Source organism: Bifidobacterium santillanense (assembly GCF_018555385.1).
GTDB lineage: Bacteria > Actinomycetota > Actinomycetes > Actinomycetales > Bifidobacteriaceae > Bifidobacterium > Bifidobacterium santillanense.
Map to the genome: position 1 here is coordinate 53,101 of NZ_JAFEJS010000006.1, position 26,938 is coordinate 80,038.

Annotated in this window: 23 protein-coding genes; 13 read left to right on the plus strand and 10 right to left on the minus strand. The window is 64.7% G+C overall.

Annotated elements, in window-relative coordinates; all coding sequences use genetic code 11:
• The first annotated feature begins 42 nt into the window (after positions 1-42).
• The gene (cobA, locus tag JS528_RS06860; RefSeq protein ID WP_214358343.1) at positions 43-765 is read left to right on the plus strand and encodes a uroporphyrinogen-III C-methyltransferase; all 723 of its coding nucleotides are present in this window, start codon (positions 43-45) and stop codon (positions 763-765) included.
• A gap of 12 nt (positions 766-777) precedes the next feature.
• A complete protein-coding gene (locus tag JS528_RS06865; RefSeq protein WP_214358344.1) occupies positions 778-1,326 on the plus strand; it encodes a precorrin-2 dehydrogenase/sirohydrochlorin ferrochelatase family protein in 549 nt (182 codons plus the stop codon).
• 3 nt (positions 1,327-1,329) lie between these two features.
• Here JS528_RS06865 and JS528_RS06870 read toward each other — a convergent pair whose 3' ends face one another.
• From JS528_RS06870 to JS528_RS06885, 4 genes are all read right to left on the minus strand, one after another.
• Complete coding sequence (locus tag JS528_RS06870) at positions 1,330-3,015, minus strand: ABC transporter substrate-binding protein (RefSeq protein WP_214358404.1); 1,686 nt, start codon at positions 3,013-3,015, stop codon at positions 1,330-1,332.
• The gene (locus tag JS528_RS06875; RefSeq protein ID WP_214358409.1) at positions 3,012-3,461 is read right to left on the minus strand and encodes a hypothetical protein; all 450 of its coding nucleotides are present in this window, start codon (positions 3,459-3,461) and stop codon (positions 3,012-3,014) included. Before JS528_RS06875 ends, JS528_RS06870 begins: the two co-directional genes overlap by 4 nt.
• 545 nt (positions 3,462-4,006) lie before the next feature.
• The gene (gene hemC, locus JS528_RS06880; protein ID WP_214358345.1) at positions 4,007-4,954 is read right to left on the minus strand and encodes a hydroxymethylbilane synthase; all 948 of its coding nucleotides are present in this window, start codon (positions 4,952-4,954) and stop codon (positions 4,007-4,009) included.
• A gap of 39 nt (positions 4,955-4,993) precedes the next feature.
• A complete protein-coding gene (locus JS528_RS06885; protein WP_214358346.1) occupies positions 4,994-5,410 on the minus strand; it encodes a DUF4235 domain-containing protein in 417 nt (138 codons plus the stop codon).
• 82 nt (positions 5,411-5,492) lie between these two features.
• Here JS528_RS06885 and JS528_RS06890 point away from each other — a divergent pair, with 82 nt between their 5' ends.
• Both JS528_RS06890 and JS528_RS06895 read left to right on the plus strand, forming a co-directional pair.
• Entirely contained in the window at positions 5,493-6,203 is a 711-nt protein-coding gene (locus JS528_RS06890; RefSeq protein WP_214358347.1) for a histidine phosphatase family protein, read from the plus strand.
• A 406-nt stretch (positions 6,204-6,609) separates the two neighbouring features.
• A complete protein-coding gene (locus JS528_RS06895) occupies positions 6,610-7,938 on the plus strand; it encodes an ABC transporter substrate-binding protein (RefSeq protein ID WP_214358348.1) in 1,329 nt (442 codons plus the stop codon).
• 460 nt (positions 7,939-8,398) lie between these two features.
• Here the strand turns inward: JS528_RS06895 and JS528_RS06900 are convergent, their stop codons facing one another.
• Positions 8,399-9,415 carry a LacI family DNA-binding transcriptional regulator gene (locus JS528_RS06900; RefSeq protein WP_214358349.1) on the minus strand — a complete coding sequence of 339 codons (1,017 nt, stop codon included), beginning with the start codon at positions 9,413-9,415 and terminating at the stop codon, positions 8,399-8,401.
• A gap of 390 nt (positions 9,416-9,805) precedes the next feature.
• On the opposite strand from JS528_RS06900, the gene JS528_RS06905 reads away from it, so the two are divergent.
• The 5 genes from JS528_RS06905 (at position 9,806) to JS528_RS06920 (ending at position 13,377) form a co-directional block, all read left to right on the plus strand.
• The gene (locus JS528_RS06905) at positions 9,806-10,660 is read left to right on the plus strand and encodes a carbohydrate ABC transporter permease (protein ID WP_214358350.1); all 855 of its coding nucleotides are present in this window, start codon (positions 9,806-9,808) and stop codon (positions 10,658-10,660) included.
• A complete protein-coding gene (locus tag JS528_RS06910) occupies positions 10,660-11,499 on the plus strand; it encodes a carbohydrate ABC transporter permease (protein ID WP_214358351.1) in 840 nt (279 codons plus the stop codon). The genes JS528_RS06905 and JS528_RS06910 overlap by 1 nt, the downstream gene beginning before the upstream one ends.
• A 665-nt stretch (positions 11,500-12,164) precedes the next feature.
• Positions 12,165-12,293 (plus strand): hypothetical protein, encoded by a 129-nt coding sequence (locus JS528_RS11740; RefSeq protein WP_276312622.1) that lies wholly within the window; start codon positions 12,165-12,167, stop codon positions 12,291-12,293.
• A gap of 142 nt (positions 12,294-12,435) precedes the next feature.
• Positions 12,436-12,999 (plus strand): hypothetical protein, encoded by a 564-nt coding sequence (locus tag JS528_RS06915; protein WP_214358352.1) that lies wholly within the window; start codon positions 12,436-12,438, stop codon positions 12,997-12,999.
• A gap of 93 nt (positions 13,000-13,092) precedes the next feature.
• Positions 13,093-13,377 (plus strand): hypothetical protein, encoded by a 285-nt coding sequence (locus tag JS528_RS06920; protein ID WP_214358353.1) that lies wholly within the window; start codon positions 13,093-13,095, stop codon positions 13,375-13,377.
• Here JS528_RS06920 and JS528_RS06925 read toward each other — a convergent pair.
• The 3 genes from JS528_RS06925 to JS528_RS06935 form a co-directional block, all read right to left on the minus strand.
• Positions 13,356-14,579, minus strand: a complete 1,224-nt coding sequence (locus JS528_RS06925; protein WP_214358354.1) for a sensor histidine kinase — start codon at positions 14,577-14,579, stop codon at positions 13,356-13,358. The two genes, JS528_RS06920 and JS528_RS06925, sit on opposite strands and share 22 nt — an antisense overlap.
• A gap of 63 nt (positions 14,580-14,642) precedes the next feature.
• Positions 14,643-15,359: a response regulator transcription factor gene (locus JS528_RS06930; RefSeq protein WP_214358355.1), complete on the minus strand. Its 717-nt coding sequence runs from the start codon at positions 15,357-15,359 to the stop codon at positions 14,643-14,645.
• Between the two features lie 115 nt (positions 15,360-15,474).
• Positions 15,475-17,241: a glycoside hydrolase family 13 protein gene (locus JS528_RS06935; protein ID WP_214358356.1), complete on the minus strand. Its 1,767-nt coding sequence runs from the start codon at positions 17,239-17,241 to the stop codon at positions 15,475-15,477.
• A 282-nt stretch (positions 17,242-17,523) separates the two neighbouring features.
• Here JS528_RS06935 and JS528_RS06940 point away from each other — a divergent pair, with 282 nt between their 5' ends.
• Positions 17,524-18,123, plus strand: coding sequence for a DUF624 domain-containing protein (locus JS528_RS06940; RefSeq protein WP_214358357.1), 600 nt, complete (start codon positions 17,524-17,526; stop codon positions 18,121-18,123).
• 231 nt (positions 18,124-18,354) lie between these two features.
• Here the strand turns inward: JS528_RS06940 and malQ are convergent, their stop codons facing one another.
• Together malQ and JS528_RS06950 are read right to left on the minus strand one after the other, a co-directional pair.
• A complete protein-coding gene (gene malQ / locus JS528_RS06945) occupies positions 18,355-20,649 on the minus strand; it encodes a 4-alpha-glucanotransferase (protein WP_214358358.1) in 2,295 nt (764 codons plus the stop codon).
• A 400-nt stretch (positions 20,650-21,049) separates the two neighbouring features.
• The gene (locus JS528_RS06950; protein WP_214358359.1) at positions 21,050-22,783 is read right to left on the minus strand and encodes an alpha-amylase family glycosyl hydrolase; all 1,734 of its coding nucleotides are present in this window, start codon (positions 22,781-22,783) and stop codon (positions 21,050-21,052) included.
• Positions 22,784-23,239: 456 nt separating this feature from the next.
• Between JS528_RS06950 and JS528_RS06955 the strand changes: the two genes are divergently transcribed.
• The 3 genes from JS528_RS06955 to JS528_RS06965 are packed head-to-tail and all read left to right on the plus strand — an operon-like array spanning position 23,240 to position 26,844.
• Positions 23,240-24,487 (plus strand): extracellular solute-binding protein, encoded by a 1,248-nt coding sequence (locus JS528_RS06955; protein ID WP_214358360.1) that lies wholly within the window; start codon positions 23,240-23,242, stop codon positions 24,485-24,487.
• 51 nt (positions 24,488-24,538) lie between these two features.
• Positions 24,539-25,936: a carbohydrate ABC transporter permease gene (locus tag JS528_RS06960; protein WP_214358361.1), complete on the plus strand. Its 1,398-nt coding sequence runs from the start codon at positions 24,539-24,541 to the stop codon at positions 25,934-25,936.
• On the plus strand, positions 25,933-26,844 hold the full coding sequence (locus JS528_RS06965) for a sugar ABC transporter permease (RefSeq protein WP_214358362.1): 912 nt from the start codon (positions 25,933-25,935) through the stop codon (positions 26,842-26,844). The genes JS528_RS06960 and JS528_RS06965 overlap by 4 nt, the downstream gene beginning before the upstream one ends.
• The last annotated feature ends 94 nt before the right edge of the window (positions 26,845-26,938 follow it).

Below are 26,938 nucleotides of genomic sequence, written 5' to 3' on the forward strand. Positions count from 1 at the left end.
TTCCCGAATGTGATGGAACATGACCGAGAAGGGGAGACAACCATGAGCGGATTGGTGTCGTTGGTCGGGGCGGGGCCGGGCAGCCCGGACCTGCTGACGCTGCGCGCCAGAGACCGCATCGAACGGGCCGACGTGATCGTCTACGACCGGCTCGTCAACCCCGAGCTCCTCGACTTCGCGCGGCCCGACGCGCAGCGGATCGACGTGGGCAAGTCCCCGCACCATCACCCGGTCAAACAGCGCGAGATCAACGACCTGCTCGCGCGCCTCGCCAAGGACGGCAAGCGCGTGGTACGGCTCAAATCGGGCGATCCGTTCGTCTTCGGACGCGGCGGCGAGGAGCGCGCGTACCTCAGGGCGCAGGGCGTCGAAGTGGAGGTCGTGCCCGGCATCACCAGCGCGATCGCGGGGCCGGCGGCGGTCGGCATCCCCGTCACGCACCGCGACTTCGCGTCGAGCTTCCATGTGATCGCGGGCCATCGCAAGCGCGAGGGGCACGAGCTCGACTGGGCGAACATCGCAGGCATGGAGGGCACGCTGGTATTCCTCATGGGCATGGAGTCGCTGGGGCGCATCGTCGCGAACCTCGTCGCCAACGGCAAGCCGGCCGATACGCCGGTCGCCGTGATCCAATGGGCCACGCGCGAGAACCAGCGCGCGGTCGGCGGTACGCTGGAGACGATCGAGCGCGAGGTCGATGCGGCCGGTCTCGGCGCCCCCGCGCTGATCGTGGTCGGCGGCGTCGCCTCACTGCTCGACGCGTGATTGGAGCATGATATGAGCGATATGAATGTGAACGGATCCGACGAAACCCTCGAATCCGAGGCCTTCGAGGCCGAGCCCGAGGCCGATGCCTTCGCGCCGAGCCCATACCCGGTCGACCTGCGCGTGAAGGGCGAGCGCGCGGTCGTGGTCGGCGGCGGCAGGGTCGCCACGCGCAAGGTCACGCATCTGCTGGCCGCCGGCGCCAAGGTCACGGTCGTCGCGCCCGAACTGGACGAACGACTGGCGGCGGAGGCGGACGACGGCGCGATCGACTGGAGGTGCAAGCCCTACGCGACCGGCGACCTCGACGGCGCGCGCATCGTCATCGCCTGCACCGACGACCAGGACGTGAACCATCGGGTCGTCGCCGACGCGGAGCCCGGCCAGCTGGTGAACAACACCGGCGACCCGAGCGAATCGGACTTCTTCAATGTGGCCGTCGTCGAGCACGGCAACCTCATCTTCACCGTCTCCAGCAAGGGCATCGACCCGGCTCTCGTGCGCCGCGTCAAGCAGCGTCTGGCCGATGCGCTGCCGGACCTGCTCGCCGACGCGCAGTGACCGCTACTTGCGCTCGAGCGACGGGTAGCGCAGCACGAAGTTCGTGTCCATCACCACACCGGTGATGTCGTCGCCGGTCACCGCCTGGGACACGCTCTGCAGCAGCGGCAGGATCGGCAGGTCCCCGGCCGCGACCTCCTGCGCCTTCTTGATGGTCTCGAGACGCTGCGCCGGATCGGTCTGTCCGGCCTGTTGCTTGAGCAGCGCGGCGACCTCGTCGTTCGCGTACCCGTTGCTGACGAATCCGTCGGACGCGAAGTACGGCGTCAGATAGTCGGACGGATCGGGGTAGTCGGGCGCCCAGCCGATCTGGTAGGCGGGGTAGGAGCCGTCCTGCGAGTCGGTGGCGACGCGCTGCTTCGAGTACTGCACCCATTCGGACTGCTGCACGTTCACCGAGAACAGCCCGCCGTCCTCGAGCTGCGTCTTGATCGCCGTGTACTCGTCGGCGGACGACGGCCCGTAGTGGTCCGTGTTGTACTGGATGTTGAGTTGCACCGGCGTCTCGACGCCCGCCTTGGCGAGGGTCTCGCGCACCTTGGCGACGTCCGGCTTGCCCGAGCCGTCGCCGTACGCGCCCTTGATCGTGTCGACGAATCCGGCCTGGCCGGCGGGGATGAATGAGTAGAGCGGCTTGTACGTGCCCTGATACACGTTCTTCGCGAGCGCCTCGCGGTCGACGAGGTCCGCGACCGCCCGGCGCACGGCCGTGGCCTTGGCCGGATCGGCGTCCGACTGCTTCGAACCGTACGGCTGCGTGCGCAGGTTGAACGCGAGGTAGCGTCCGCCGCCGCCGTTGCCGTCGACGATCCTGAGCTCGCCGTCCTTCCTGAGACTGGTCAGATCGGTGGGGGTCAGGGAGCGGTACGCCACGTCCACGTCGCCCTGCTGCACGGCCAGCTTGAGGTTCGACGAATCCGCGTAGTACGCGGTCGTCACCTGCCGGTTGCGCGCCGGTTCGATGCCGCGGTAGGCGGCGTTGCGCACGAACAGCGCGTGGTCGTTCGCCTTGTATTCCTTGAGCGCGTAGGCGCCGCTGAACCCGTCGGCCTTGACGACCTGCGCGTCGGTGGCGAGCCTGTCCTTCGGGTAGGTCTGCTCGTCGACGATGCCCGATGCCGTCATGCTGAGCACCGGCTTCAGGGTCACGTCGTTCCTGACCGAGGTGGTGAACACCACGGTGGTCGGGTCCGGCGCGGCCACGTCGGCGATGTTCGCGAACACCGAGGACGCGCCGTTCGGCGAGGCGATGCCCTTGATGCGGTCGATGCTGAACTTCACGTCGCTGCTGGTGAGCGCGTGGCCGTTCGCGAACCTGAGGTTCGGCTTGAGCCTGACGGTGAAGGTCGTGCCGTCGGCGTTCCACGTGCCGCCGTCCGCGGCGAGGTTCGGCGTGATGTCGGACTTGCCGCCGCGCTGGGCGAACAGCGGCGCGTAGATCTGGTACGCCGTCTGGATGGAGCCGAGCTCCGAGATGCCGGCCGGGTCGAGGCTCACGACCTTGTCGGTGGTGCCGACGGTGATGGACGATTCCCGCCCGGTGGTCGCCCGGTCGGACGGGTTCGCGCCGTTCGCGGTGCCGCCCGCGCCTGCGGGGTCGGTGTCCGTTACTCCCGATCCGGCGGTGCCGCAGGCCGCCGTCGCGACGAGTGCGGTCGCCGCGACGAGCGCCGCGGCGCCTCGCGTCAGTCGGGCGAGGATCCGCGGATGACCGGGGTGATTTGCCCGGTCGGATTGGTCGGGCCGGTCGAACGAGCCGTGCCGATTGGGTTGGACCGACTGATCGGTTCGGTTGAGTTGGCCCGGTAGGTTGAGTTGGTCGTGCCGATCGAGCTGCCCGACTGGTCGGACCGGTTGAATTGGCCCGGTCGGTCGAACTGGTTGTGCCGATCGAGCTGCCCCGACTGGTCGGACCGGTTGAATTGGCCCGGTCGGTCGAACTGGTTGTGCCGATCGAGTCGCCACGACTGGTCGGACCGGTTGAGTTGGTCAGGTCGGTCGAACTGGTCAGATCGGTCGAGCTGCCCCGACTGGTTGATCTGGCCGAACCGATGTGATGACGGACCGCCGTGTCCATCAATGTGCCCGCCGTTGTCTCCCGTGTTCGTTGTGTTCTTGCGACTGCTGAACGACATAGCCCGCTTCCCCTCATTCGAATCGCGCAAATAACACCACATTCACGCATTGCGTATCAGAAACTTCCCCAACGGCGCACCACAGTACCGTGTGCGATCAGCAGTGCGCAAACGTGCTGACCGCACACGGCCGAATCAGGGTATTCCAAAATCCGATAGCGTGTGCAAACGCGCCCGCCGACGTCCGATCCTATAGGAACGGACGTTATGGGTGTGTGCTGGGAAGGGCATTTCGTCCGATACTACAGAATCGGACGCAATAAGAGGCCGCAGGGCGGCTGGCGCGTCCGATACTGCAGAATCGGACGTTTCGGACGCGATATGGGTATCTGAAACGTCCGATACTACAGAATCGGACGGAATATCCTCCCTTGGTGGGCCCGTAACGTCCGATTCTTCAGTATCGGACGGAATACCTTCCCCTGGTGGGGCCCGTAACGTCCGATTCTGTAGTATCGGACGCGACGCACTCTCCCAACGGGCCTCATTCCGTCCGATTCTTCAGTATCGGACGTTTCGCACGGAGGGGGCGGGGACGGCTGTGGTTACAGCGGGGAGCCGGCGGCGTGCAGGTCGCGGACTACCGCGTCGACCAGTGCGTTCGACACGTCGGCGATGCCGGTCGTGGCCATCCGGGCGGTGGATCGGGCGCGATAGATTCGCGACCCGTCCGGGACGGCGATCATCGCGTCGAGCGTCAGCACGGCCGGGGAGGCGTCGGTGTCGGCATCGGCGAACCGGGCGTAGGCGCCGATCGGCAGGGTGCAGTTGCCGCCGATCGCACGCATGAAATCGCGCTCGACGGTCACGGCCATGCGCGTCTCGGCGTCATCGATGCGCGCGAGCAGTCCCAGCGTCTCGGCGTCATCGGCACGGCACTCGACGGCCATTGCACCCTGACCCGCGGCGGGCAGCAGCACGTCGCGCATCGTGAGGCGGTGGAGTCCGGCGGTGTCCGGCCGCAGACGGTTGAGACCGGCCTCGGCGAGGACGATCGCGTCGAGTCGTTCGGTCTCGATCCTACGGATGCGGGTGTCGATGTTGCCGCGGATCGGCACGATCTCGAGGTCCGGGCGGTGGTGCAGCAGCTGCGCCTGACGTCGCTGGCTGTTCGTGCCCACGCGCGCGCAGCACGGCAGATCGTCGATCGAGGCGAGGGGAGCGGCGCTCAGCAAACAGTCGAACGGCGATTCGCGCGTCGGCGTGCAGCCGATCACGAGACCGTCGGGAAGTCGCGGCTGTACGTCCTTGAGACTGTGCGCCGCGAAGTCGATGGTGCCGTCCTCGAGCTCGCGTTCGAGCTCCTTGACGAACACGCCCTTGCCGCCGATCACGTGCAGACTGGACGTGCGGTCGCGATCGCCCTGCGTGACGATCGGTACGATCTCGAACTCGGTGTCGGGCGCGTGCGTGCGCAGCATCGCGACGACGAGCTCGGTCTGGCACATGGCCAGTCGGCTGGTGCGCGTGCCGACGCGGAACAGATGCTTCATATCGGATGTCACCGGATGATGTGGTTGATGGAGTGCCGGTCAGCGCCTTCCGCGCCGGGCCGCGTGACGGCGATGGCGGCGGGCGACGAACGCCTTGGAGCCCCGGTCGGACAGCTGGGAGACGACCGCGCCGAACGCCGCGGACGCGGCGGCGAAGAGCATGCTCGCGACGAAGCCCTGCGGCGCGTCGGCGGCCCGTCCGCGCGCGAGGTTGCGCGAACTCGCGCCGCGGTCCCACATCATCTGGAACGCCTTGCCGGCGACCAGGCCGATGATGGACGGGAACGCCCACTTGAAGAGCTTGTCGCCGAGCGAATCGGGGTCGCTCAGCCGGCGGTTGCGCAGCTCGTCGACCTTCTCGTCGACGCGGTGCAGCGCCTCGACGGCCTCGTCGGCGGTCGAGGAGAATCCGGAATCGTTGGCGGCATGTCGGCGGCGCGTCGTCTCATCACTCATGAGGCCCCAGTCTAGTCGCTCCGCGTTCGAGACGCCGGCTTGTTGGCTGGAACCGAGAGCGTTAACGGGCTAGAGTGGAGGCATGAGCGAACATACTACGAACGGCACCGTGGCCGTCGACGCCCGCGGCGGCTCCGGCTTCCTGGTGCTGCTGCGTCATGGACAGACCGCGTGGAGCGAATCGGGGCAGCACACCGGACGCACGGACATCCCCCTGACCGAGGTCGGCCGCCGGCAGGCACGTGACGCCGGCGAACGTCTGCGCGCCGCCTTCCCCGACGGATTCGAGGATTCCTGCGTCTTCTCGAGCCCGCTGAAGCGCGCACAGCAGACCGCCGAACTGGCCGGATTCCCGGGGCACGGCACCTTGGCCGGCATCGCCGAGTGGGACTATGGCGGAGCCGAGGGCCGCACCCGCAAGCAGGTGAGCGAGGCGAGCGGCTTCGCGTGGGACGTGTGGCGCGACGGTCCGCAGTCGCTGCCCGAGTCGCTGCACGGCGACTGGACCGAGACCCTGCCGAGCGGCGAGACGGTCCCGGTGCACGCCGGTCCGGGCGAGACGGTCGATCAGGCCGCGGCCCGCGCGCGCGAGGCGATCGCCGAGGTGACGCCGCTGCTCGACGCCGGACGCAACGTGCTGCTCGTCGCCCACGCGCACATCCTGCGCATCCTGACCTCTCAGTGGCTCGGCGTGGACCCGCACTTCGCGCGTCTTCTGCGCCTCGACACCGCGCACTACTCGATCCTGAGCCGGTACAAGGGGGACAACGTCATCGAGCGCTGGAACTGCTAGGGGCAGCGTTCCTTCCCCGAGGCGAGGGGAGCGGGGCCGGGGCGGGCCGCTGCGGTCGTTCCCGCATGACTCCCGTTTCGTCTCCCGCATTCTGCAAACGATAGGCACGGCGTGTCGCAAAGACGCGCCGTGCCTATCGTTTTGCGCCCCAAAATCATTGTGAGCGCTCTCAATGTTGCGAACGCTTGCATCAATCGTTCTTAGAAAAACCGCTGGAACCATGCGGTTTATGTGTCAGAAGTTGACGATGTGTCATCAAGAATCGCCCTGCAAAATGCCATCGTTTGCAAAATGGCGCGAGATGCGTCATAATGAGTCCTGTCGAAACAACTTCGAGGCGCCAAAGCCGACGCCAACACCCGGTCGGCCAACCCGCCCGGGGAGGACAAGGAAAGAGAAAGGTTCGATGATGAATCGCACACTGAAGTCGACGATCAGCATGGTCGCCATCGCCGCAATGTCCATCGGCGCGCTCGCCGCCTGCGGTTCCAGCAGCAGCTCCGACGACGCCAAGGGCAAGGTCTACTACCTGAACTTCAAGCCGGAGGCCGCCGACCAGTGGACCGCCCTCGCCAAGGAGTACACCAAGGAGACCGGCACCGAGGTCAAGGTCCAGACCGCCGCGTCCGGCACCTACGAGCAGACCCTGAAGTCGGAGATCGCCAAGACCGAGGCCCCGACCCTGTTCCAGGTCAACGGCCCCGTCGGCTACCAGAACTGGAAGCGCTACACCGCCGATATGTCGGGCACCGACGTCTACAAGGAGCTCACCAACAAGAACGTCGCCCTCAAGGACGGCGACAAGGTCGTCGGCGTGCCGTACGTGATGGAGACCTACGGCATCATCTACAACAAGGACATCCTCAACAAGTACTTCGCCCTCGACGGCGCCAAGGCCACGTCGATGGACCAGATCGACAACTTCGACACCCTCAAGGCCGTCGCCGACGACATGCAGGCCCGCAAGGACGAGCTCGGCATCAAGGGCGCGTTCACCTCCGCCGGCTTCGACTCCTCCTCCGACTGGCGCTTCAAGACCCACCTGGCCAACATCCCGCTCTACTACGAGTTCCAGAAGGATAAGGTCACCGAGCAGCCGGCCACGATCAAGGGCACCTACCTGCCGAACTACAAGAAGATCTTCGACCTGTACATCACCGACTCCACCACCGAGCCCACGCAGCTGAGCTCCAAGACCGGCGATGACGCCAACTCCGAGTTCGCGCTCGGCGAGGCCGCCTTCTACCAGAACGGCACCTGGGCCTGGACCGACCTGCAGAAGGCCGGCATGAAGGCCGATTCCGTCGGCATGATGCCGATCTACATCGGCGTCAAGGGCGAGGAGAAGCAGGGCCTCGCCACCGGTTCCGAGAACTACTGGTGCATCAACGACAAGGCGTCCGACGCCGACAAGAAGGCCACCGAGGACTTCCTCAAGTGGGTCATCACCTCCGACACCGGCAAGAAGTCCCTCTCCCAGGACATGGGCTTCACCACCCCGTTCAAGACCTTCGACGACGTCAAGTTCGACAACCCGCTGACCGAGGCCGCCGTCGCGGACCAGAAGTCCGGCAAGACCCAGGTCTCCTGGAACTTCACGATGATGCCGTCCGAGGAGTGGAAGAACAAGGTCGGCCAGGCGCTGCTCGAGTACGCGCAGGGCACCGGCGACTGGAACGCCGTCAAGACCGCGTTCGTCGACGGCTGGGCCTCCGAGTACTCCGCGACCCACTGATCGGAGATTCCGGGCTGCCCCGGATGATCATCGCGCCGGGAACATCGGATCCGAGTGATCCGGGCTTCCGGCGCCCCTCAACGGCGATCCGGCGGCGGGTGAATCCCCTCCTCCTCGTCCGTCGCCGGTCCGCCCGTCTCTTCACCGCTATCATGAGCTTCCTCATGTGACTTCTCCTTCGCGAAACGGCCGCCGGCCCCCGATCGAATCGGGAACCGGCGGCCGTTTCGTCGTTGTCGTCGTCTCAGCGGTACATATTCTCGAGATCATCCCGACTCTCGAGAATATGTACCGCTGGCCCGATCTCAGCGGTACTTATTCTCGGGAAGTGGGGGAATCCCGAGAATATGTACCTCTGGCCCGAGCTCAGCGGCACATATTCTCGAGAGGTGGGGGAATCACGAGAAAAAGTACCGCTGAGATGGGGTGTGGGCGTCGGAGCCAATCCGACACGGGAGTCTCAGCGGCGGCGGGCGGTGCTGGAGCGCACGATGAGCTGCGCGGGCACGTCGCGGAACGGGTCGGCGACCTCGCGTCCGTTGATGAGATCCATCGTCATGCGCGCTGCCGTGCGTGCCATCTCGACCGGATCCTGACGGATCGTCGTCAGGCCGATGTCGTCGGTGTAGAAGCTGTCGTCGTAGCCGATGAGCGACACGTCGCCCGGCACGGAGAAGCCGTTGCGCTCGAGCTGGAACATGAGCGGCAGTGCGATGCCGTCCTCCTGACAGGCGATCGCGGTCGGCATCGTGCCCATGCTCATCAGCTGGGTGACCACGTCGCCGATCTGGTAGTGGCCGTCGCCGTCGACCTTGCACACGACGACCTTCGGTTCGATGCCCTCGCGCCGGCAGCACTCCATGAACACGTTGAATCGGCCGCGCACGGAGAAGCTCAGCGAGATGTCGCGGTCAGTGCTCACGTACGCGATGTCGCGATGACCGAGGTTCATCAGATGGCGCACGGCCAGCGTCGAGCCCTGCGCGTCGTCGATGTTGACGGCCGCCGCGAACCCGTGGCTGACGGCCTCGGCCGTGTTGATGCCGATGATCGGCACACCGACCGTCGCCAGCTGCGCGGTCTCCTCGTTATCGATGTCGAACGACACGACGATCACGGCGTCGGCGTTGCGGCGCACGGGGAGCATCTCGAAGAACTCGCGCCGCTCCTCGATCGAGGAGACCTGGAAGATCGAGATGTCGTAGCCCTCGGCGTGGAAGATCTCGTTGAGGCCTTCGATCACGGAGGCGGTGAACCACAGGCGGATGTGGCCGCTCATCAGCACGGCGATGCGCAGCGCGCGGCCGGACTTGAGTGCGGCGGCCGAGCGGGAGAGCGAGAAGTTGAGCTCGTCGGCCATCGCCAGCACGCGCTCGCGGGTCTTGGCCGAGACCAGATCGGGGCGGGTGAAGGACCTCGACACGGTCGAAATGGAGACGCCCGCCGCCTTGGCGACGTCCTGGATGCTGCTGCTCATGGAACCACCTTGTTTGGGTCGACTGCCGTGTGACGCGACGCGCATGTCGCGTCGGAAAAGACTTTCCGCGATGAGGACCGCGTATCGACCAGCTTACACGTCGCCGCCGGGCGGCATGCGATGACGACGATTGCATTGCAAACGTTTGTAGTACCGTTTGCATGGTAAAGAAGTCGCGGAAAATGGCCGATTATGAGTTGCGCATGCCGGGCAGCGCATCGGGCCGTTTCGTGTAGTGAAACGCCGTAAATGACAACGTTTGACATAGCGTTGCCGCGACGTTACGATGAAAGGCATAAATGAATCTCGGCGTCAGCCGGCTCCGTGGCCGGCGGGGCGCGGCCGTGGCACACAGCGGTGCGCGGCGTTTCAAGGAGGAAGGAATCGACCATGGTCAGCATGGCAGGCAAGGCGATACGAAGGTGGTGGGCGCTGTTCGCGCTGCCCACGTTCGCCGCGTTCATCATCGGGTTTGTGGTGCCCTTCATCATGGGCGTCTATCTGAGCTTCTGCGAGTTCACCACCGTGACCGACGGCGAGTTCGTCGGCCTCAAGAACTACGCGAAGGCGATCAAGGACCAGGAGTTCCTGCACGCGCTCGGGTTCTCCACCGCGTTCACCGTCGTCACGACGATCGTCATCAACGTGGTCGCGTTCTTCATCGCGTACATGCTCACGAAGGCGATCAAGGGCTCGACGATCTTCCGTTCGGTCTTCTTCATGCCGAACCTCATCGGCGGCATCATCCTGGGCTACATCTGGCTGCTGCTCCTCAACGGCATCCTCGCCCACTGGTCGCGCGCCCTGACCTACTCGGCCACGTACGGCTTCTGGGGTCTGGTCATCCTCGTGTGCTGGCAGCAGATCGGCTACATGATGATCATCTACATCGCCGGCATGCAGGCCCTGCCCACCGACGTGCTCGAGGCCGCGCAGGTCGACGGCGCGTCCGGCACGCAGACGATGTTCAAGATCATCATCCCGCTGATGATGCCGTCCATCACGGTGTGCTCCTTCCTGACCGTGACCAACGGCTTCAAGCTCTACGATCAGAACCTCGCCCTGACCAACGGCGCCCCGAGCAACATGTCCGAGGGCCTCGCGATGAACATCACCCGCACGTTCTACGGCCGCATGGGCTGGGAGGGCGTCGGCCAGGCGAAGGCCGTCCTGTTCTTCATCCTGGTGGCGGTCATCGCGCTCATCCAGAACAAGCTCACGACCAGCAAGGAGGTGGCGGCCTGATGAACGCCGACAAGGTCAAGCACGGAGGGCTCTGGACCGCCCTGTTCACCGTCGTCTCGCTGGCATGGATCTTCCCGATCGTGCTGGTGGTCATCAACTCGTTCAAGCAGAAGGCGTACATCTCCAACAACGCGTTCTCCATCCCCGCGGGCAAGGCGTTCGTCGGACTGGAGAACTACGTGCGCGGCGTGGAGACCACCGACTTCTTCGCCAGCTTCGGCTGGACGCTGCTCATCACCGTCGGTTCGGTGCTGCTCATCCTCGTGTGCACCTCGATGTGCGCGTGGTGGATCGTGCGCGTCAACAACTGGGCGGCCAAGCTGCTGTACACGCTGTTCCTGTTCAACATGATCGTCCCGTTCCAGATGGTCATGTTCACCCTCTCCAAGATCGCCGACATGTTGAAGCTCAACACTCCGTGGGGCCTGTGCATCGTCTACCTCGGCTTCGGCGCCGGCCTCGCGGTGTTCATCTTCACCGGCGTGATCAAGGGCATTCCGGTCGAGCTGGAGGAGTCCGCGATGATCGACGGCGCGTCCGTGCCGCGCATCTTCTTCCAGATCGTCGTGCCGATCATGAAGCCGTCGATCGTGTCCGTCGCGATCCTCGAGGCCATGTGGATCTGGAACGACTACCTCCTGCCGTACCTGACCCTCGACCTCGGCAAGTACAAGACGATCTCCGTCGCCGTGCAGTACCTCAAGGGCGGCTACGGCTCGGTCGACATGGGCGCCATGATGGCCTGCCTCGTCCTCGCCATCATCCCCATCATCGTCTTCTATCTCGTCTGCCAGAAGTACATCGTCAAGGGTGTTATGGCCGGAGCGGTGAAGGGCTAACGCCCTTCAGGAAAGCGCGGTGCGCTTTCCGGCCGCTCCGGGCTGAGCCACGACAGTGGCGAGGTCAGGTTGAGCCCGCCCGTAGGGCGGTCCTTAATTGCAGGGCCGGAGGCGGCGCAGTAAAGGGCTGACACCCCTCCCGCAGTTCCCGATTCCGCGCATCCGACAATCGGGAACCGGAACCGCTCATGATCGAACAAGCCCGGAATCGGTGTTCCGCCTGATTCCGGGCTTTTCCATGTTCAATCGCACAGTCCTCCGGTTCCCGATTTCGTACAGTTGAAAATCGGGAACCGGAAAGACGGGCGATCACCGCTCGATGCCGTACTCCATGTACGCGTAGTTGTCGAACTGACGCTCGAGGTCGTGGTGCATATCCGAATGATGGCTGCTGTTGCTTTCCTGCATGATTGGCTCCTTTCCTAGCCTTTCCAATGCTGACCACAGGTCTAATCCGCGATTGTGTCGCCCGTGTATTGACTCAGCTAACGGCGGATGAACACGCCAGTAACGTTCGATGCGGCATACGTTGCGGATACCGGCGCTTGATATCAGGCATTGTCCGACAACGTTTGTTGCATCTTCCGATGCTGTCGCAAAGTCGGGAAAGGGGATGACATGCAGGCGACAAGTGTGGGTTTGCCCGTAGTGGCGGCGATGTGGCCATGATGATGGCACTGTTTATGGGATTGACGGATACCGCTGATGTGGCCGTGAAGGAGGCCGGAAGGCATGCTTATGCGGGCGAAGACATGACGGATATGACGGTCGCCGTCGTGCATATGAGTCGATGACCACGGATAGGCATGCAGTTTTCTGCAATGGCGGCAATGACCTTGTCCTGACTGGATTAGATTCGTCCCCGGCAGTGGGGTTTCAGACGCTGAAGTACATGTCGCGCCGCCATTGCCGCCAAACATAGCGAAAGGAACGACTATGCAGTCGACGATAAGGACAGGAAAAGGGCATGCCGTGATTGCGGTGGTGTCGGTTGTGATGTTGCTGCTCGGTATGCTCACCGGCACCGCCTATGCCGCGGAATCGAACGACGGATACATCACCATCGGGGGTGTCCAGGTGTCTCGTGCACTTGGAGTGACCACCGAAGCGCAACTCGAGCAGCGCTACAGTGAAGGGTATTTGGAGGTCGATTTCAACGAGAGGGCGGAGATCACTGCGGCCAGACCGCTGACCGACGCCCAGATGGCGGCGGCGCGCCAGGCGGAAAGCCAGTCCGTAGCGGCAAGGAGCGGCACCCGTGTTCCTTGTAGGTCCACGGATGTTTGCCTTACTTTCACCAATGGAGGTCAACGTGGGTTCTACGATACAGGCATCCGCGCCGGTAATTGGACGAACGTGGCCACGTCGAATTCAGGAAAATGGTACGCGAAGTACCGTATTCTCTATAAAGGTGAAACGCATGTGTCGCCCGTGGTCGGTCCTTATACGATTGGTAGGCATTACGGCAATACCATCAATCAGGTAACTATAGTTCGATAGTGATTGTGCCCTTTCGGTAGTACAGCTCTCTATTCAATGGTGTAGCATGCCGTGCGTTGATTTGTTCGGCGCACGGCATTGTCGAAGGTGGTTATGAGTAATTGGCTGCGAACATTGACGGCTGTTGTGGTTGTTGCGGCATTTCTTGCGATGTGCGGTACCACCGCTACGGATTCGTATATCACCATTGATGGTATTCGTGTGGCGAAATCATTGAGAATATCAACACGTAGTCAGCTTGACAGGCGGCTGCGTCAGGGGAATATAGAGATTGATTTCCGCGAAGCCGAAATATCCGAGATGCGTCCGCTCGATTCCGTTGCGTCCGGTGTCGGTGCCGATTCGTGTCCGTCATATTACCGTTGGATTTGCGGATAGGGATTCGATTGGATGTCGACAATCGGTATTGATGCATGCAGCGTCCACGGCGAGTCATCGTTGATCGTTAAGGTCCCGCCCATTCGGCTGATGATGTCGCGGTAACGATTCAAACCGGAATGCATGCCGATATGGTCCGGTCCGTGATCATGCGGTTCGGGAGAGAGTTGGACCGAGGGAAAGTCGCTCATATCGATTACGCATTGCCAGTCCGCGACCGAAATCATCAGAGTATATTCTTTGCTAGGATCCGCATGCTTGACTATGTTGGCGAATAGTTCTCGTAGAAAATCTCTGATTACTGGACGGAAGGCACCCTGAAGCGCATCGAATTCTCCCAGTAGTATGACTTCGCCGTGGTATCCCAATCGTTCCAGTCGCTGCTTGTGGCGTTGAATCTGCGCTTCCAGAGGAATGTCTTCCCCATGCTCCGTTGCGTGATGCGATGACGGGTCATCGCTGATTGTTGAGCATCGGGATGTCGGACATGGTGGATTGGGAGCCTGTTCCAGGGTATGGATGACTTCGCGGGTGTGATGCAATGCGTCGAAGGCGATATTACGTATCGTCGTCAGATCCTCCCACTCGATGGCATGTGTCGGTTGCGGCACGGTCTCCTCGCCGTATCCGTCGTCAGATGAGTTCCTGTTGATCAGCAGGATGATGTCGCTCAGATCATTGGTGGTGTGGTCATGTAATTCGCGGGCTATCCGCATATTCTTTCGCGTTTCCGCGTATGCTCGTTGTTCCGTATCGTGCTGCACGGTGATGCGAATGCAGTACCCGATTGCGACTGCGGCTGCGATGAACCCAGAGAAGGTATATGCGCTCCCTCCTCCCATCGAGCCGACGGGGTTGAGATAGCCGTTGAGAATCATCAATATCGCGTATGCCGTGCCGCATAGGGCGCCTCTTGCCGGCCTATGCACGGTAATTGCCGACAGCGATGCAATCGCCAGCAAGAATACCGTGAATGGAGTCGGAATCAGTTTTATCGTTGCGAATGCGGTGGCCACGATTGTGGCGTATGCCCCGTGTTCCGGTTGCGTCACTTGCCATATGACGGCCGCGACTAATGTGGCGAACACCACGGCATTGCCGACAAGGTTTTTCGGGGACAGTACATCGCCGAACATGATGAAGGCGTAGTACGCCGTTTCTATTATGGCCGCCGCTCCAAGAGTCAGTGCAATCAGCGACATGATCGGGTATCGGAAATGACTGGTAAGTGACTTCGCTTTCATTGGCGGTAATCTCATGATGGCTCAGATGATATGCAGAGAACGGCAGTATTCGATTGCCTCGAACCACGTATCGACGCCCAGTTTGCGTTTGATGTTGCGGCGGTGCGAGGAGACCGTGTCCGCGGTGATGCCCATGCGCGCGCCGATTTGCTTGGTACTCAACGGACTGAGGCTCAGCAGGACGATCGTGCGTTCGGTCTCGGTCAGCGGTTTCGGCGATGACTCGTGTCCTATCGGGGTCGACTTAACCTCGGACGATGCCGGTGTCGGGACGGCGGTTTCGGGTGACGGCGCCTCGTTGACTACTTGGCGTGCATCGACTATCTTCTCGATGGTGCGCAGCAATCTCGGGCCGAACGCGGCCTTGTCGAGCAGCGTCGCGATGCCCGCCCGCGTCGCCGCTCCCCGGTACGTGTCGAGATTGTACGAGGTCATGCCGATGACGACGGTCCCCGGTGAGCGTTTGATGATCTCCGCGGCGATCTGTGGTCCGGTCACGCCGTTCAACGCCATGTCGATGAGCAGGGCGTCGGTCGGCGCGCTCGGTGTGCGGCACTCCTGAATTGCGTAGGCGGGCGACGTCGTGGACCAGACCGTCACCTTGCGCCGTACTCCGCGGCTCTGCATCTCCAGCATCCGCACGATGCTGTCCAACGCCAGGGCATCGTTGTCCAATACCCCGATGCGCAATGGCATCGACCCATGCGGTGCGTGCCCGATCTGGTTGGAACTGCTCATGATTGCAAGCGTATCCCCGCTGATGCGGAATCGCCCGCGTCCATGCAGTTTTCTGCAGGACCGCGGGCGATTGCTGTCGGGCTGTCGGACGCGTGGAAGGACGCGGCCGCGCACGTCAGCGCACGAGCCAGGCGGCGGCGTCCTGGGGGAGGCGATCGTCGTCGGTGAGCGGGGCGGAGGCGAGCAGGAGCGCGCCGTCGGGCAGGGAGACCGGCTCCGCGCCGAAGTTCGTCACGGACACGAGCGTGCGGCCGTCGGCCGTCGGGCGGGCGTAGGCGATGACCTCGTCGCCGAAGCCCTCGTCGTCCAGCCAATCGACCGTCGAGGTGTCGCCGGTGGCGGTGAGGAGCTTCGCGCGCATGGCGAGCGCGCGGCGGTAGAGGTTGAGCATCGAGCTTTCGTCGTTGGCCTCGACGTCGGCCGCGAAGTCCCTGAACCACAGCGGCTGCGGCAGATGCGGTTCGGCGGCGGGCGTGCCGTCGGGGCGAACCGCGGGGGAGAAGCCGAACGACGTGGACGTGCCGTCGGCGAAGTCCGCGGACCAGTCGGCCGCCTCCGCGTCGGTCGCCGTCCACGGCAGCGGCACGCGGCAGCCGTCGCGGCCCTTGTCGGTGAAGTTGCGGCGCGTGTTGAACGGCGTCGGGTCCTCGAGGCGGTCCCACGGGATGTTCGCCACCTCGAACAGGCCCAGCTCCTCGCCCTGATAGATGTACACGGAACCGGGCAGCGCGAGCTCCATCAGCGCGGCGGCGCGGGCGCGGCGCGTGCCGAGCTCGCGGTCCTCGACGTACGAGGTGCCGTCGCGCAGCAGCCAGTCGTGCGCGATCTGATGGTGCTCGGGGGTCTTCACCTGCGGCAGCCCGTAGCGCGACGGGCTGCGCGGCACGTCGTGGTTGTTCATCACCCACGTGGTGGTCGAATCGCCGGTCTCGGCGGCCGATTCGAGACCGTGGCGGATTGCGGCGCGGAACTCGCCCGCATCCCAGTTGGCCTCGGCGAACTCGAAGTTGAACACCTGGCCGAGCTCGTCGGTCTCGGCGTACAGATGCTGGTGCTCCGGCACCACCCACGCCTCGCCGACCGCGAAGCGCGGCGGATCGTACTCGTCGAACACCTCGCGCCACTCGCGGTAGATGTCGTGCACCTCGCGGCGGTCCCACAGCGGGCTCGTGAAGTCGTGGCACAGCACCTGCTGCACGCTGTCCGCGGGCATGTCCTCCAGCGGCGTCGACTCGAGGTCCTTGGCCAGGCCGTGCGCCACGTCGATGCGGAAGCCGTCCGCGCCGTGGTCGGACCAGTAGCGCAGCGTCTTCCTGAACTCCTCGTGGACCTCCGGGTTGTTCCAGTTGAGGTCCGGCTGCTCCTTGGCGAAGATGTGCAGGTACCACTGGCCGTCGTCGACCTGCTGCCACGCGGGGCCGCCGAACAGCGACTGCCAGTCGTTCGGCGGCAGCTCGCCGTGATCCCCGCGGCCCTCGCGGAAGATGTAGCGGTCGCGCTCGGCCGAGCCGCGGCCTGCGGCCAGGGCCTCGCGGAACATCACGTGCTTGTCGGCGGTGTGGTTCGGCACGATGTCGACGATCACCTTGATGCCGGCGCCGTGCGCGGCCGCGACCATCGCGTCGAAGTCGGCCATCGTGCCGAGACGCGGGTCGACGTCGCGGTAGTCGATGACGTCGTAGCCGCCGTCGGCGAGGTCCGACGGGTAGAACGGGCTCAGCCAGATCGCGTCGACGCCGAGGTCCCTGAGGTAGTCCATCTTCTCGGTGACGCCGGCGATGTCGCCCAGCCCGTCGCCGTTCACGTCCTTGAAGCTGCGCGGGTAGACCTGATAGACGACGGCCTGCTTCCACCAGTCGTCGCGTGCGTTGTTCGCGGTCATGTCGCGTCCGTCCTTTCTGTGCTGCGTTGTGCCATGCCGTTCGGCTGCTGCGTACGTTCGTACATTATGTCGTGCCGATGTCCGTCACGCGCGGTGTTCGGGCCTTCGTGGACATATTCGACATTGATATGCACGATTTTCGCGCGTACGTTCGCCGTTCGCATGTGGTCCATATGCCGACCGCGGTGTGGCGCGGATTCCCGTGCATCGCCGTCGGTTCGCCATATGACAATGACAACGATATCATGAATACGTATGCAAAACGGCGATGGAGGTTCGACGATGACATTCCTTTCCCCCGATTCCAGACTCATGCGAGGATTGTCCGATCTTGTCGACGCGATCTGGGTCAACATCCTGATGGTCGTCACCTCGCTGCCGATCGTCACGGCCGGAGCCGCGCTGTCGGCCGGATTCGACGCGACCCGACGGTCGCTCGCCGGTGAGGGCGGGGGAGTGACCCGCCATTACTTCCGGGCGTTCCGCGCGAACTTCGCCAAGGCGACCCTCCTGTGGCTGCCGTTTCTGATCGTCGGCGCGGGGCTCGCCTACGCGTGGGTCGTGCTGCAGATCACGCCGCTGCTCGTGCCGAAGTTCGGCCTGACCGCGCTGTGGCTCATCGGCTTCGAATGGGCGTTCGCGCTGCAGTCGCGCTTCGACAATCCGGTCGGTCGGACGTTCGTCAATGCGTACGTGTTCGGCGTGACGAGGATCGGATACACGCTCGCGATGGTCGCGATGGACGCGCTGTGGCTGGGACTGCTGGCCGCCTGCTGGTTCTATATGCCCCAGGGCCTGTTCCTGTTGGTCGTGATGGGCTACGGCACGCTGACGATGCTGCATGTGCCGGTCTTCGAGCGCGCGATGAGGGCGTATCTGTAGGCGCCCGGTTCCCGATTTTCGCCCCTTGGAAATCGGGAACTGAGGTGGTGTGCGATCGCACATGGAAAAGCCCGGAATCCGGCCGAAAGCCGATTCCGGGCATGTGCGTTGATGCGCTTTTCCGGTTCCCGATTTCGGAAGGGCGAAAATCGGGAACCGGCAGGTTGGGGCAGCTCGCCTGTCGGCTCGCCTTCGCCTACAAACAGCCCATCGGGCTGTTTGCTTTACGGCTCAGCCCATCACCCTGGCCAGCGAGAGGACGCGCGGGTTGGAGAACACCTCGTCGGTGTGCACGACGTGCCCCGAGGCGTCCTGCAGCGGGATGCGCCAGTTCGGGTACTGGTCGGACGTGCCCGGCTGGTTGACGGTCGCGTGCTGGCCGGTGCCGTCGACGAGTGCCGCCTGCAGCAGCACCGACGGCGTGGCCCTGAGCATCGCATGCATCGCCTCGACGATCTCCTGCTCATGGCCCGGCACGTCCGCGGCCGCCGCCTCGGACAGCCATCCGCCCTCGACCAGACGATCCAGCATCGCCCGGCGCTCCGCGCGCGCCGACGCCGCGAACTCCTCGACCGGCTCGCTCAGCAGATGCAGCTCCTCGCGCAGCTTGACGTGCTCGAACTCCAGATAGCCGGCGGTCGGCGGCAGATCGTGCGTCGTGACCGACGCCAGCGCCTGACGGCGGTAGTCGGTCGGCGGCTTGTACGGGTCACCCGCGTTCGGCGAATCGTCGACGCGCGCGAACCACTCCACGTCGGTGCCGAGCACGCCGTGGTCGGCCAGAATGCGGCGCACGTAGTCGGGCACCGTACCCAGATCCTCGCCGATGACCATGCCGTTCGCGCGCGTCGCCTCGATCGCGAGCACGGCCAGCATCGCCTCGTGGTCGTACATCACGTACGCACCGCCCTTCGCGCCCTTGCCGCGGGGGATCCACCACAGGCGGAACAGGCCGAGCACGTGATCGATGCGCACCGCGCCGGCGTGCGAGAAGATCGAATGGACCATCTCGCGGTACACCCGGTAGCCGGTCGCCTCGAGATAGCGCGGGTTGAACGGCGGCTGGCCCCAGTCCTGGCCCTGCTGGTTGTAGAAGTCCGGCGGACAGCCGACCGTGACCGAGCCGACGGCGAAGCGCTCCGGGCTCCACCACACGTCCGCACCGAGCGAGTGCACGCCGACGGCCATGTCGAGCATGAGGCCCAGTGCCATGCCCGAGTCCTTCGCGGCCCGCTGCGCGGCGGTGAGCTGTTCGTCGGCGATCCACTGCAGCCAGCGGTTGAACTCGAACAGGTCGTGGTGCTCCTCGACCAGCTTCCTGACCTCGGGCGACTCGCGGTTCGTGCGGCCGAACCAGGAGTCCGGCTCCCACGGCGCACCCCACACCTCGAACGCGACGCACCACGTGGCGAATGCGTCGAGGTCCGGTCCGGCCTGACGCTTGAACTCCTCGAACGCGGCCTCGCGCTCCGGGGATCGGGGAGCATCGAAGATCACGCGCAGGGCCCGGCGCTTCGCGCGCCACGCCTCGTTCAGGTCCATCGGATTCGGGTCGTCGTTGCGGTAGGCGACCAGCGCGTGCAGCTCGTCGACCTTCGCGCGGTCCTTCGCGCCGAGCTCGTCGTACTCCGGCACGTCCTGCGGGCGGATGTATGTGACGTTGAGGAAGCGGCGCGACTCCGGCAGGTACGGCGATGGCTCGAGCGGCGGGATCGGCGCGCCCGCGTGCACCGGGTTGATGAGCATGAAGTCGGCGCCGGACTTCGCGGCCGCGTCGGCGGCGAGGCGCTTGAGGTCGCCGTAGTCGCCCACGCCCCACGAGTCGCGCGAACGGACGGAGTACATCTGCGTCATCCAGCCCCAGCGCTGGCGGGTCTCGACCGCCTCGGGCAGGGCGATGCGCTTCGGCGCGACGATCAGCGTGGCCTCGGCTTCGCGCTCGGCGTTGGCCCCGGCCTCCTCGTCGTCGGTCAGTTCGACGTGCAGCGTGTGGTAGCCGATCGGCAGATCGTCGGGCAGGGTCAGGAAGCGGTCGGCGCTGTTGAGGTCGGGCATGAGGTCGGCGGCGTCGCTGCGGAGCGTGGTGCCGTCCTCCAGCGTGAGGGTCGCGCTCGGTTCCGCTCCTTCCGGGCAGTGCAGGCGGATGGTGCGTGCCGCGTCGTCGATGCGATGCGCCGCCGACGTCTCGTCGACCGTGACGACGATGGTCTTCGAGGAAAGCAAACGTTTGCTGTTTTGCTCATCGATTGCGGCCTGCGAGCGCGCGATGGCCTCATCGGACGACGCGTCGACGCCGAGTGCGCCGAGCACGTCGACCAGCACGTCGTCCTCGATCTCGACGTACGTGCCGAGCTGGTCGATGTACGACGTGGCCACGCCGGCGGCCTTCGCGAGCCTGATCAACGGCCGTGCCAGACGTTCGGGGCTCTCGGTGCGCTGGGTGTTGGTTTTGCCCGTGGTTTCGGGGGCCGTCGCGCTCGTCGTTCCGGCGGTGTCCGGGGTGATGACGGATTCGGGATCGCTCATGAATGCTCCTTTGGTGTCGTGCGGCGACCGCGCCGCGCCGCGCGCCGACCGTTGCGCTGCAACTGCGCGGCGCAACGGCTCATGGTGTAGGCGAATGCTGTTGATATGACCATACCTCGCATTGACATCGTTTGCAATGCGAGGGTGTTTTGGGTGCGAGGATGGGTATGGGAGTGCATATACAGCCCCGATGCAGGGTATCTGCGCTGCAAGGGGTACTTTTCCGCTGTTGCGGACGTCCATCTCGGTTACCGGGGGTACCTGCCCCTGGTATGAGGGAGCAGGATCGGCTCGATGGCATTGCGGTCATGCGGTTTTCGGAGGGGAATACCTCATGGAGGTACCCCTCGTAGTCGAGATGGACGTCCGCAACGGAGGGAAAGTACCCCTTATAACGTGGTTAGCGCAGTATCGCGATGGACTGGGGCGGCAGCGTCAGTCCATCGTCCTCGATCGACGGGCCGCCGACGGACAACGCGACCTCGCGGGCGCGGTCCGGTTCGAGCAGCGGCAGGCGCAGCGTCTCGCGGCCCGGGTTCATCGCGACGATGACCGACTCGGGGGAGCCGTCGCCGTCGGACGGGCGCACGGCGGTGCGGCGGTAGGAGAACAAACGCCCGTCGCCGGCGAGCACCTCGAACGCGGCGTCGGACGCCAGCGCCGGGGCGGCGTGGCGGAACCGCAGCACGGCCTGCATCCAGCGCCACAGCGAATCCGGGTCGACCATACGCTCGGCCGCTGTGACCGGGGAGTCGCCGGTCGCCTCCACCGGCAGATACAGGTCGGCCGGGTCGGCCGTCGAGAATCCGAGGTTCGGCTCGTCCGGCGTCCACTGCATCGGCGTGCGGCTGCCGGTGCGCACGTAGCCGCCCTCCTTGGTGGGCAGCGCCCGGTAGCGCATCGCGATCTCGTCGCCGTAATAGACGAACGGGCAGCCCGGCATCGTCAGCAGCATGCCGTACGCGACCTTGAGCTCGCGTTCGGTCAGACGCTGGCCGACGCGCAGGGTGTCGTGGTTCGACGTGATGAGGTCGAAGCGGCCGCCCGCGCGCTCGCAGTCGCGCAGCTGGGGCTCGTACTGCTCGAGGAACGGGCGGATCGACGCGCCGGAGTCGGCGTTGAAGTAGCTCTTGTCGCCCTCGCGCGTGAGCGGCGTATCGGTGTCGCGCAGCAGCATGTTGTAGCCGTTCGGATTGCCGTCCCAACGCCAGTCGAGATAGAAGTCCATGTCGAAGCCGGCCTGCATCGACTCGTGCGGGCGGCCCCATTCGGCGACGAACGCCGCCTGGGGGAACTCGGGGCGGATCCTCGAGAACATGTATTGCCAGGTGCGGATCGTGAACGGCTTGCCCCACTCGTCGTGCTTGACGAGACTGTCGGCCATGTCCACGCGGAAGCCGTCGGCGCCGCGGGAGAGCCAGAAGCGCATCACGTCGACCATCGCGTCGCACGTGGCGAGCGCGTCGGGTCCGAGCGCGGGCTTCTGCCAGCGCTGCTTCGGATGCGCGAACCCGTAGTTCAGGGCCGGCTGGCACTTGAAGAAGTTGAGGATGTACGTGCCGTCGCGTTCGGTCTCGCCGCCGATGAACGGCAGTCCGTCACCGCCGGAGATCCAGCAGTCGGTCCAGATGTAGCGTTCGGAGACGTTCTCGCGCGGGGAGATTCCATCGGCGTCGGCGTCCGTGGTTCCCGCGACCGGGGCGGCCTGGGCCGCGGGGACTATGCGCTCGGCCGGGATGGTCCGGTCGGCCGGATCGGGGCGTGCGGAGGCGCGGAACCATGCGTGCTCCTCGCTGGTGTGGCCGGGCACGAGGTCGAGCAGGACGTGCATGCCGTGCTCGTGGGCGGCCTCGAACAGGGCGACGAGGTCGTCGTTCGTGCCGTATCGCGGCGCGACGCGCGTGTAGTCGCACACGTCGTAGCCGGCGTCCCTGAACGGGGAGTCGTAGCACGGGTTGATCCACAGGGCGTTGCAGCCGAGCTCCCCGATGTAGTCGAGCTTCGCCGTCAGTCCCGGCAGGTCGCCGATGCCGTCGCCGTTCGAGTCGGCGAACGACTGCGGGTAGACCTCGTAGAAGCACGCGTCGGCGAGCCAGGACGGGTGCGGGGTGGTGGGGGATTGGGTGTCGTTCATGATGGACCTCCTCGTCGTGATGTCTGACGGAGCATCGTTCCGCCTCCGGAGGCCGGATGCCGCGGGTTCTTGCCCCGGCGGATCCCGGCGGGAGACAACGGTCGGCGTACGTGCCCGTGGGTGCCGGCGTCGGCGGTCTGTGTCCGTCGCGGTCGGCCCGGCCGATGACCGGGTGCCCTGCGGTTGCTCCTTATGTCAGACTGTAGATTCGCTTCCTTAGAGTATGCGATTTATGCGAACATTGTCAATCGGGCGATTGTGGTCGAGAATCGTTGGAAAATCAAGGAAGACTGAGGCGTGGTGCGATAGGAAACGCAGAGAGTTTGCATACGTATGCAGAATTTCGTACACTGTCATCGACGTGAACGTCGCGCCGCACGACGAGGCAGTGGCCGGAAGGCGGCGCGAGGTGGGGAGCCGCAAGGTGGGCGGCCCCGAAGGAAAGGAAAATCAACGATGATTGCACGATGGAAGAAGGCCCTCGCGGCCGTCACGGCGTGCGTGCTGTCGTTCGGCATGCTGGCCGCGTGCGGCTCCGGCACGGCCGCGAACGGCGGCGCCGAACGCATGACGCTCGTCGTCTGGGCGTCGCAGGAGGACCAGGTCGACTCCGACTCGTGGCTGCAGACCATGGAGCAGGAGTTCGAGAGGCGTCACCCCGAATACAGCATCGAATGGAAGAACCAGGTCGTCGCATCCGCCGACGCCGCCACGATCGCCAAGCAGGACCCGACCGTCGCCGCGGACGTCTACACGTTCGCCTCCGACCAGCTCGGCACCCTGCTCGACGCCGGCGCGATCGGCCAGGTCAGCGACCCGACCATGAAGCAGCTCGAGAAGCAGACCGCCGGCAACAAGACGATGCTCGACTCCGTCACCGCCCCCGACGGCAACGTCTACGGCGTCCCGCTGGCCGGCAACACCTGGTTCATGTACTACCGCAAGAGCAAGTTCACCGAGCAGGACATCACCTCGCTCGACGCGATGCTCGCCAAGGGCAAGGTCTCCTTCCCGCTGACCAACTCCTGGTACCTGCCCGCCTTCTACATCGGCGCCGGCGGCACCCTGTTCGGCAAGGACGGCACCGATGCCAAGTCCGGCGTGCAGTTCGGCGGCGAGACCGGCGCGGCCGTCACGAACTATCTCGTCGACCTGCGCGCCAACAAGAACTTCGTGCTCGACGCCAACGGCTCCGGCCTGGCGGGCCTGAAGTCCGGCAAGGTCGACGTGGTCTTCACCGGCAACTGGGACGCCGCCACCGTGCGCGAGAACCTCGGCGACGACTGGGGAGTCGCCAAGCTGCCGAGCTTCACCCTGGGCGGCAGGCAGGTGCAGATGCGTGCGTTCGCCGGCTCCGCCGTCTATGCGTGGAACCCGTACACCAAGCACCCCAAGGCCGCCGACCAGTTCGCCGCCTTCCTCTCCTCCACGTACTCGCAGCGCAGGCACTACGAGATGCGCTCGGTCATCCCCTCGGACACCACGCTCGCCTCCGAGCCGGCCGTCGAGAAGGACGCCGTCGCCCAAGCCCAGATGGACACCATCGCCGACACGTCCGTCGTGCAGCCGTCCATCGCCCCGATGAGCAACTTCTGGGGACCGTGCGAGAACTTCGGCAAGTCCATCTACAACAGGGAAGTCACCCACGACAACGCGGCCAAGCTGACGGAGCAGTGGATGAAGTCCTACGAGAGCATGCTCTGAAACCGATGACGAAGCGATAAAGGACGATCAAGGACGATTCAAGGACACATCATGGAAGCAACCACATCACCCAAGCCGGTCCGGCGCACCCGCCGCAGGTCGGCCGACGCCATCCCGCCCTCGCGCTACACCCTGCGCGGGGCCGCCTCCCGGGGCGACGCCCCGACCCGGCTCTCGTTCCTCGTGCTCGGCGCCGGCAACATCGCCCGCAGGCAGGTCGCCAAGGGCCTCCTGTTCCTCGCGGTCGAGATCGCGTACATCGCGTACATGGCCGTCTCCGGCGTCCCCGCGCTCGCCGGCCTCGTCACGCTCGGCTCGCGCACGCAGTCCAGGCGCAAGATCGACGGATACTGGTACTACGACCCGGGCGACAACTCGGTCCTGCTCATGGTGGCGGGCATTGCCGCCGTGTTCATCACCGCGCTGTTCCTCGTGTTCTGGTCGTACGCCGTGCGCAGCGCGTACAAGGCGCAGCTGCTCGCGCGCGAGACCGGCTCGGCCCCGACCCTGCGCGACGACGTGCGCAACATCACCGACCGCAACGGCCAGGTCGCGTTCATGGCGCTGCCGGTGCTGGGCATCCTCGTCTTCACCGTGCTGCCGACGCTCATCATGATGTGCATCGCGTTCACGAACTACGACTCCGACCACGTGCTCCTGTTCGACTGGGTCGGCTTCAGGAACTTCGGCCAGCTGTTCAGCGCGACCGGCGAGGTCAACGCCACGCAGTTCACGTCGGTCCTCGTGTGGACGCTCGTGTGGGCGTTCTTCGCGACGTTCCTCAACTTCTTCCTCGGCCTGTTTCTCGCGATGATCATCAACCGCCGGACCACCCGCTTCAAGGGTTTCTGGCGCGCGGTGTTCTCCCTGTCGATCGCGGTGCCGCAGTTCGTCTCTCTGCTGGTCATCAACCAGATGCTCCAGCCGGAGGGCGCGGTCAACCGACTGCTCATGCAGTGGGGCTGGATCGACCAGGCGCTGCCGTTCTTCACCGACACCACGTGGGCGCGCGTCACCGTCATCGTCGTGAACCTGTGGATCGGCATCCCGTTCACGATCATGCAGATCACCGGCATCCTGCAGAACATCCCGGCCGAGCAATACGAGGCCGCGCGACTCGACGGCGCGAACTGGTGGCAGGCGTTCACCCAGATCACGATGCCGTACCTCGTGTTCGTGCTCACCCCGTACCTCATCACGACGTTCACCGGCAACGTGAACAACTTCAACGTGATCTACCTGCTCTCCGGCGGCAACCCGACGCCGGTGGGCGACACGGCCGGCAAGACCGACCTGCTGATCACCTGGCTGTACAAGCTCACCGTCGATCGCGGCGACTACAACCTCGGCGCCGTCATCGGCATCTTCACATTCATCACGCTCGCGGTGGTCTCGCTGATCACCTACCGTTCCAGCGCTTCCTACAAGGACGAGGGAGGATTCCGATGAGCAGCAATCAGACCGTTTCCGAGCCGGCCGCCCCGGCCGCCAACCACCCGTTCTGGCACGACTGGCGCAAGCGCCGCATCGTCGGCGACGTGCTCAGCCACCTGCTGCTCGCGGTGCTCGCCGTGATCTGGGTCATCCCGATCGTGTGGGTGTTCCTCGAGAGCTTCAACAAGAACCCGGGACCGTACAACGAGACGTTCTTCCCGACCGAGTACACGTTCGACAACTACGTGAAGCTGTTCACCGACAACCACGTGCTCAACTTCCCTCGCATGTTCATGCACACGCTGGTCATCTCGGTCTTCACGTGCGCGATCAGCGTGTTCTTCGTCCTGTGCGTCGCGTTCTGCATGAGCCGCATGCGCTTCCGCTTCCGCAGGTCGTTCATGAACATCGTGCTGGTGCTGGGCATGTTCCCGGGCATCATGTCTGTCGTCGTGATCTACTTCATCCTCAAGTCCCTCGGGCTCACGCAGGGCGTGGGCGTGACGATCGCCCTGATCCTCGTCTACTCCGCCGGCTCCGGCGCGGGCTTCTACGTGATGAAGGGCTACATGGACACGATCCCGATGTCGCTCGACGAGGCCGCGTACCTCGACGGCTGCACCCGCTGGCAGGTGTTCACGAAGATCATCATCCCGGTGTGCAAGCCGATGCTGGTCTACCAGGCCCTGACCTCGTTCCTGGGCCCGTGGCTCGACTTCGTCATGGCCAAGGCGATCGCCCGCACGCAGGACAACTACACGGTGGCGCTGGGCCTGTACCAGATGCTCAGCCGTGAGTACCTCAACGACTGGTTCGCCCGATTCGCCGCGGCCGCCGTGGTCATCTCCATCCCCATCGCGATCCTCTTCATCGTGATGCAGCGCTTCTACCAGGAGTCGATGTCCGGGGCGGTAAAGGGCTGAGGCCGGAGGAAAGCCCGGCGGGCTTTCCTCCGGCCTCAGGGGAGGCGACGGCCGACCCGAACCCGGTAGTCTTTTTCCTCGTGTCCCCGGTCCT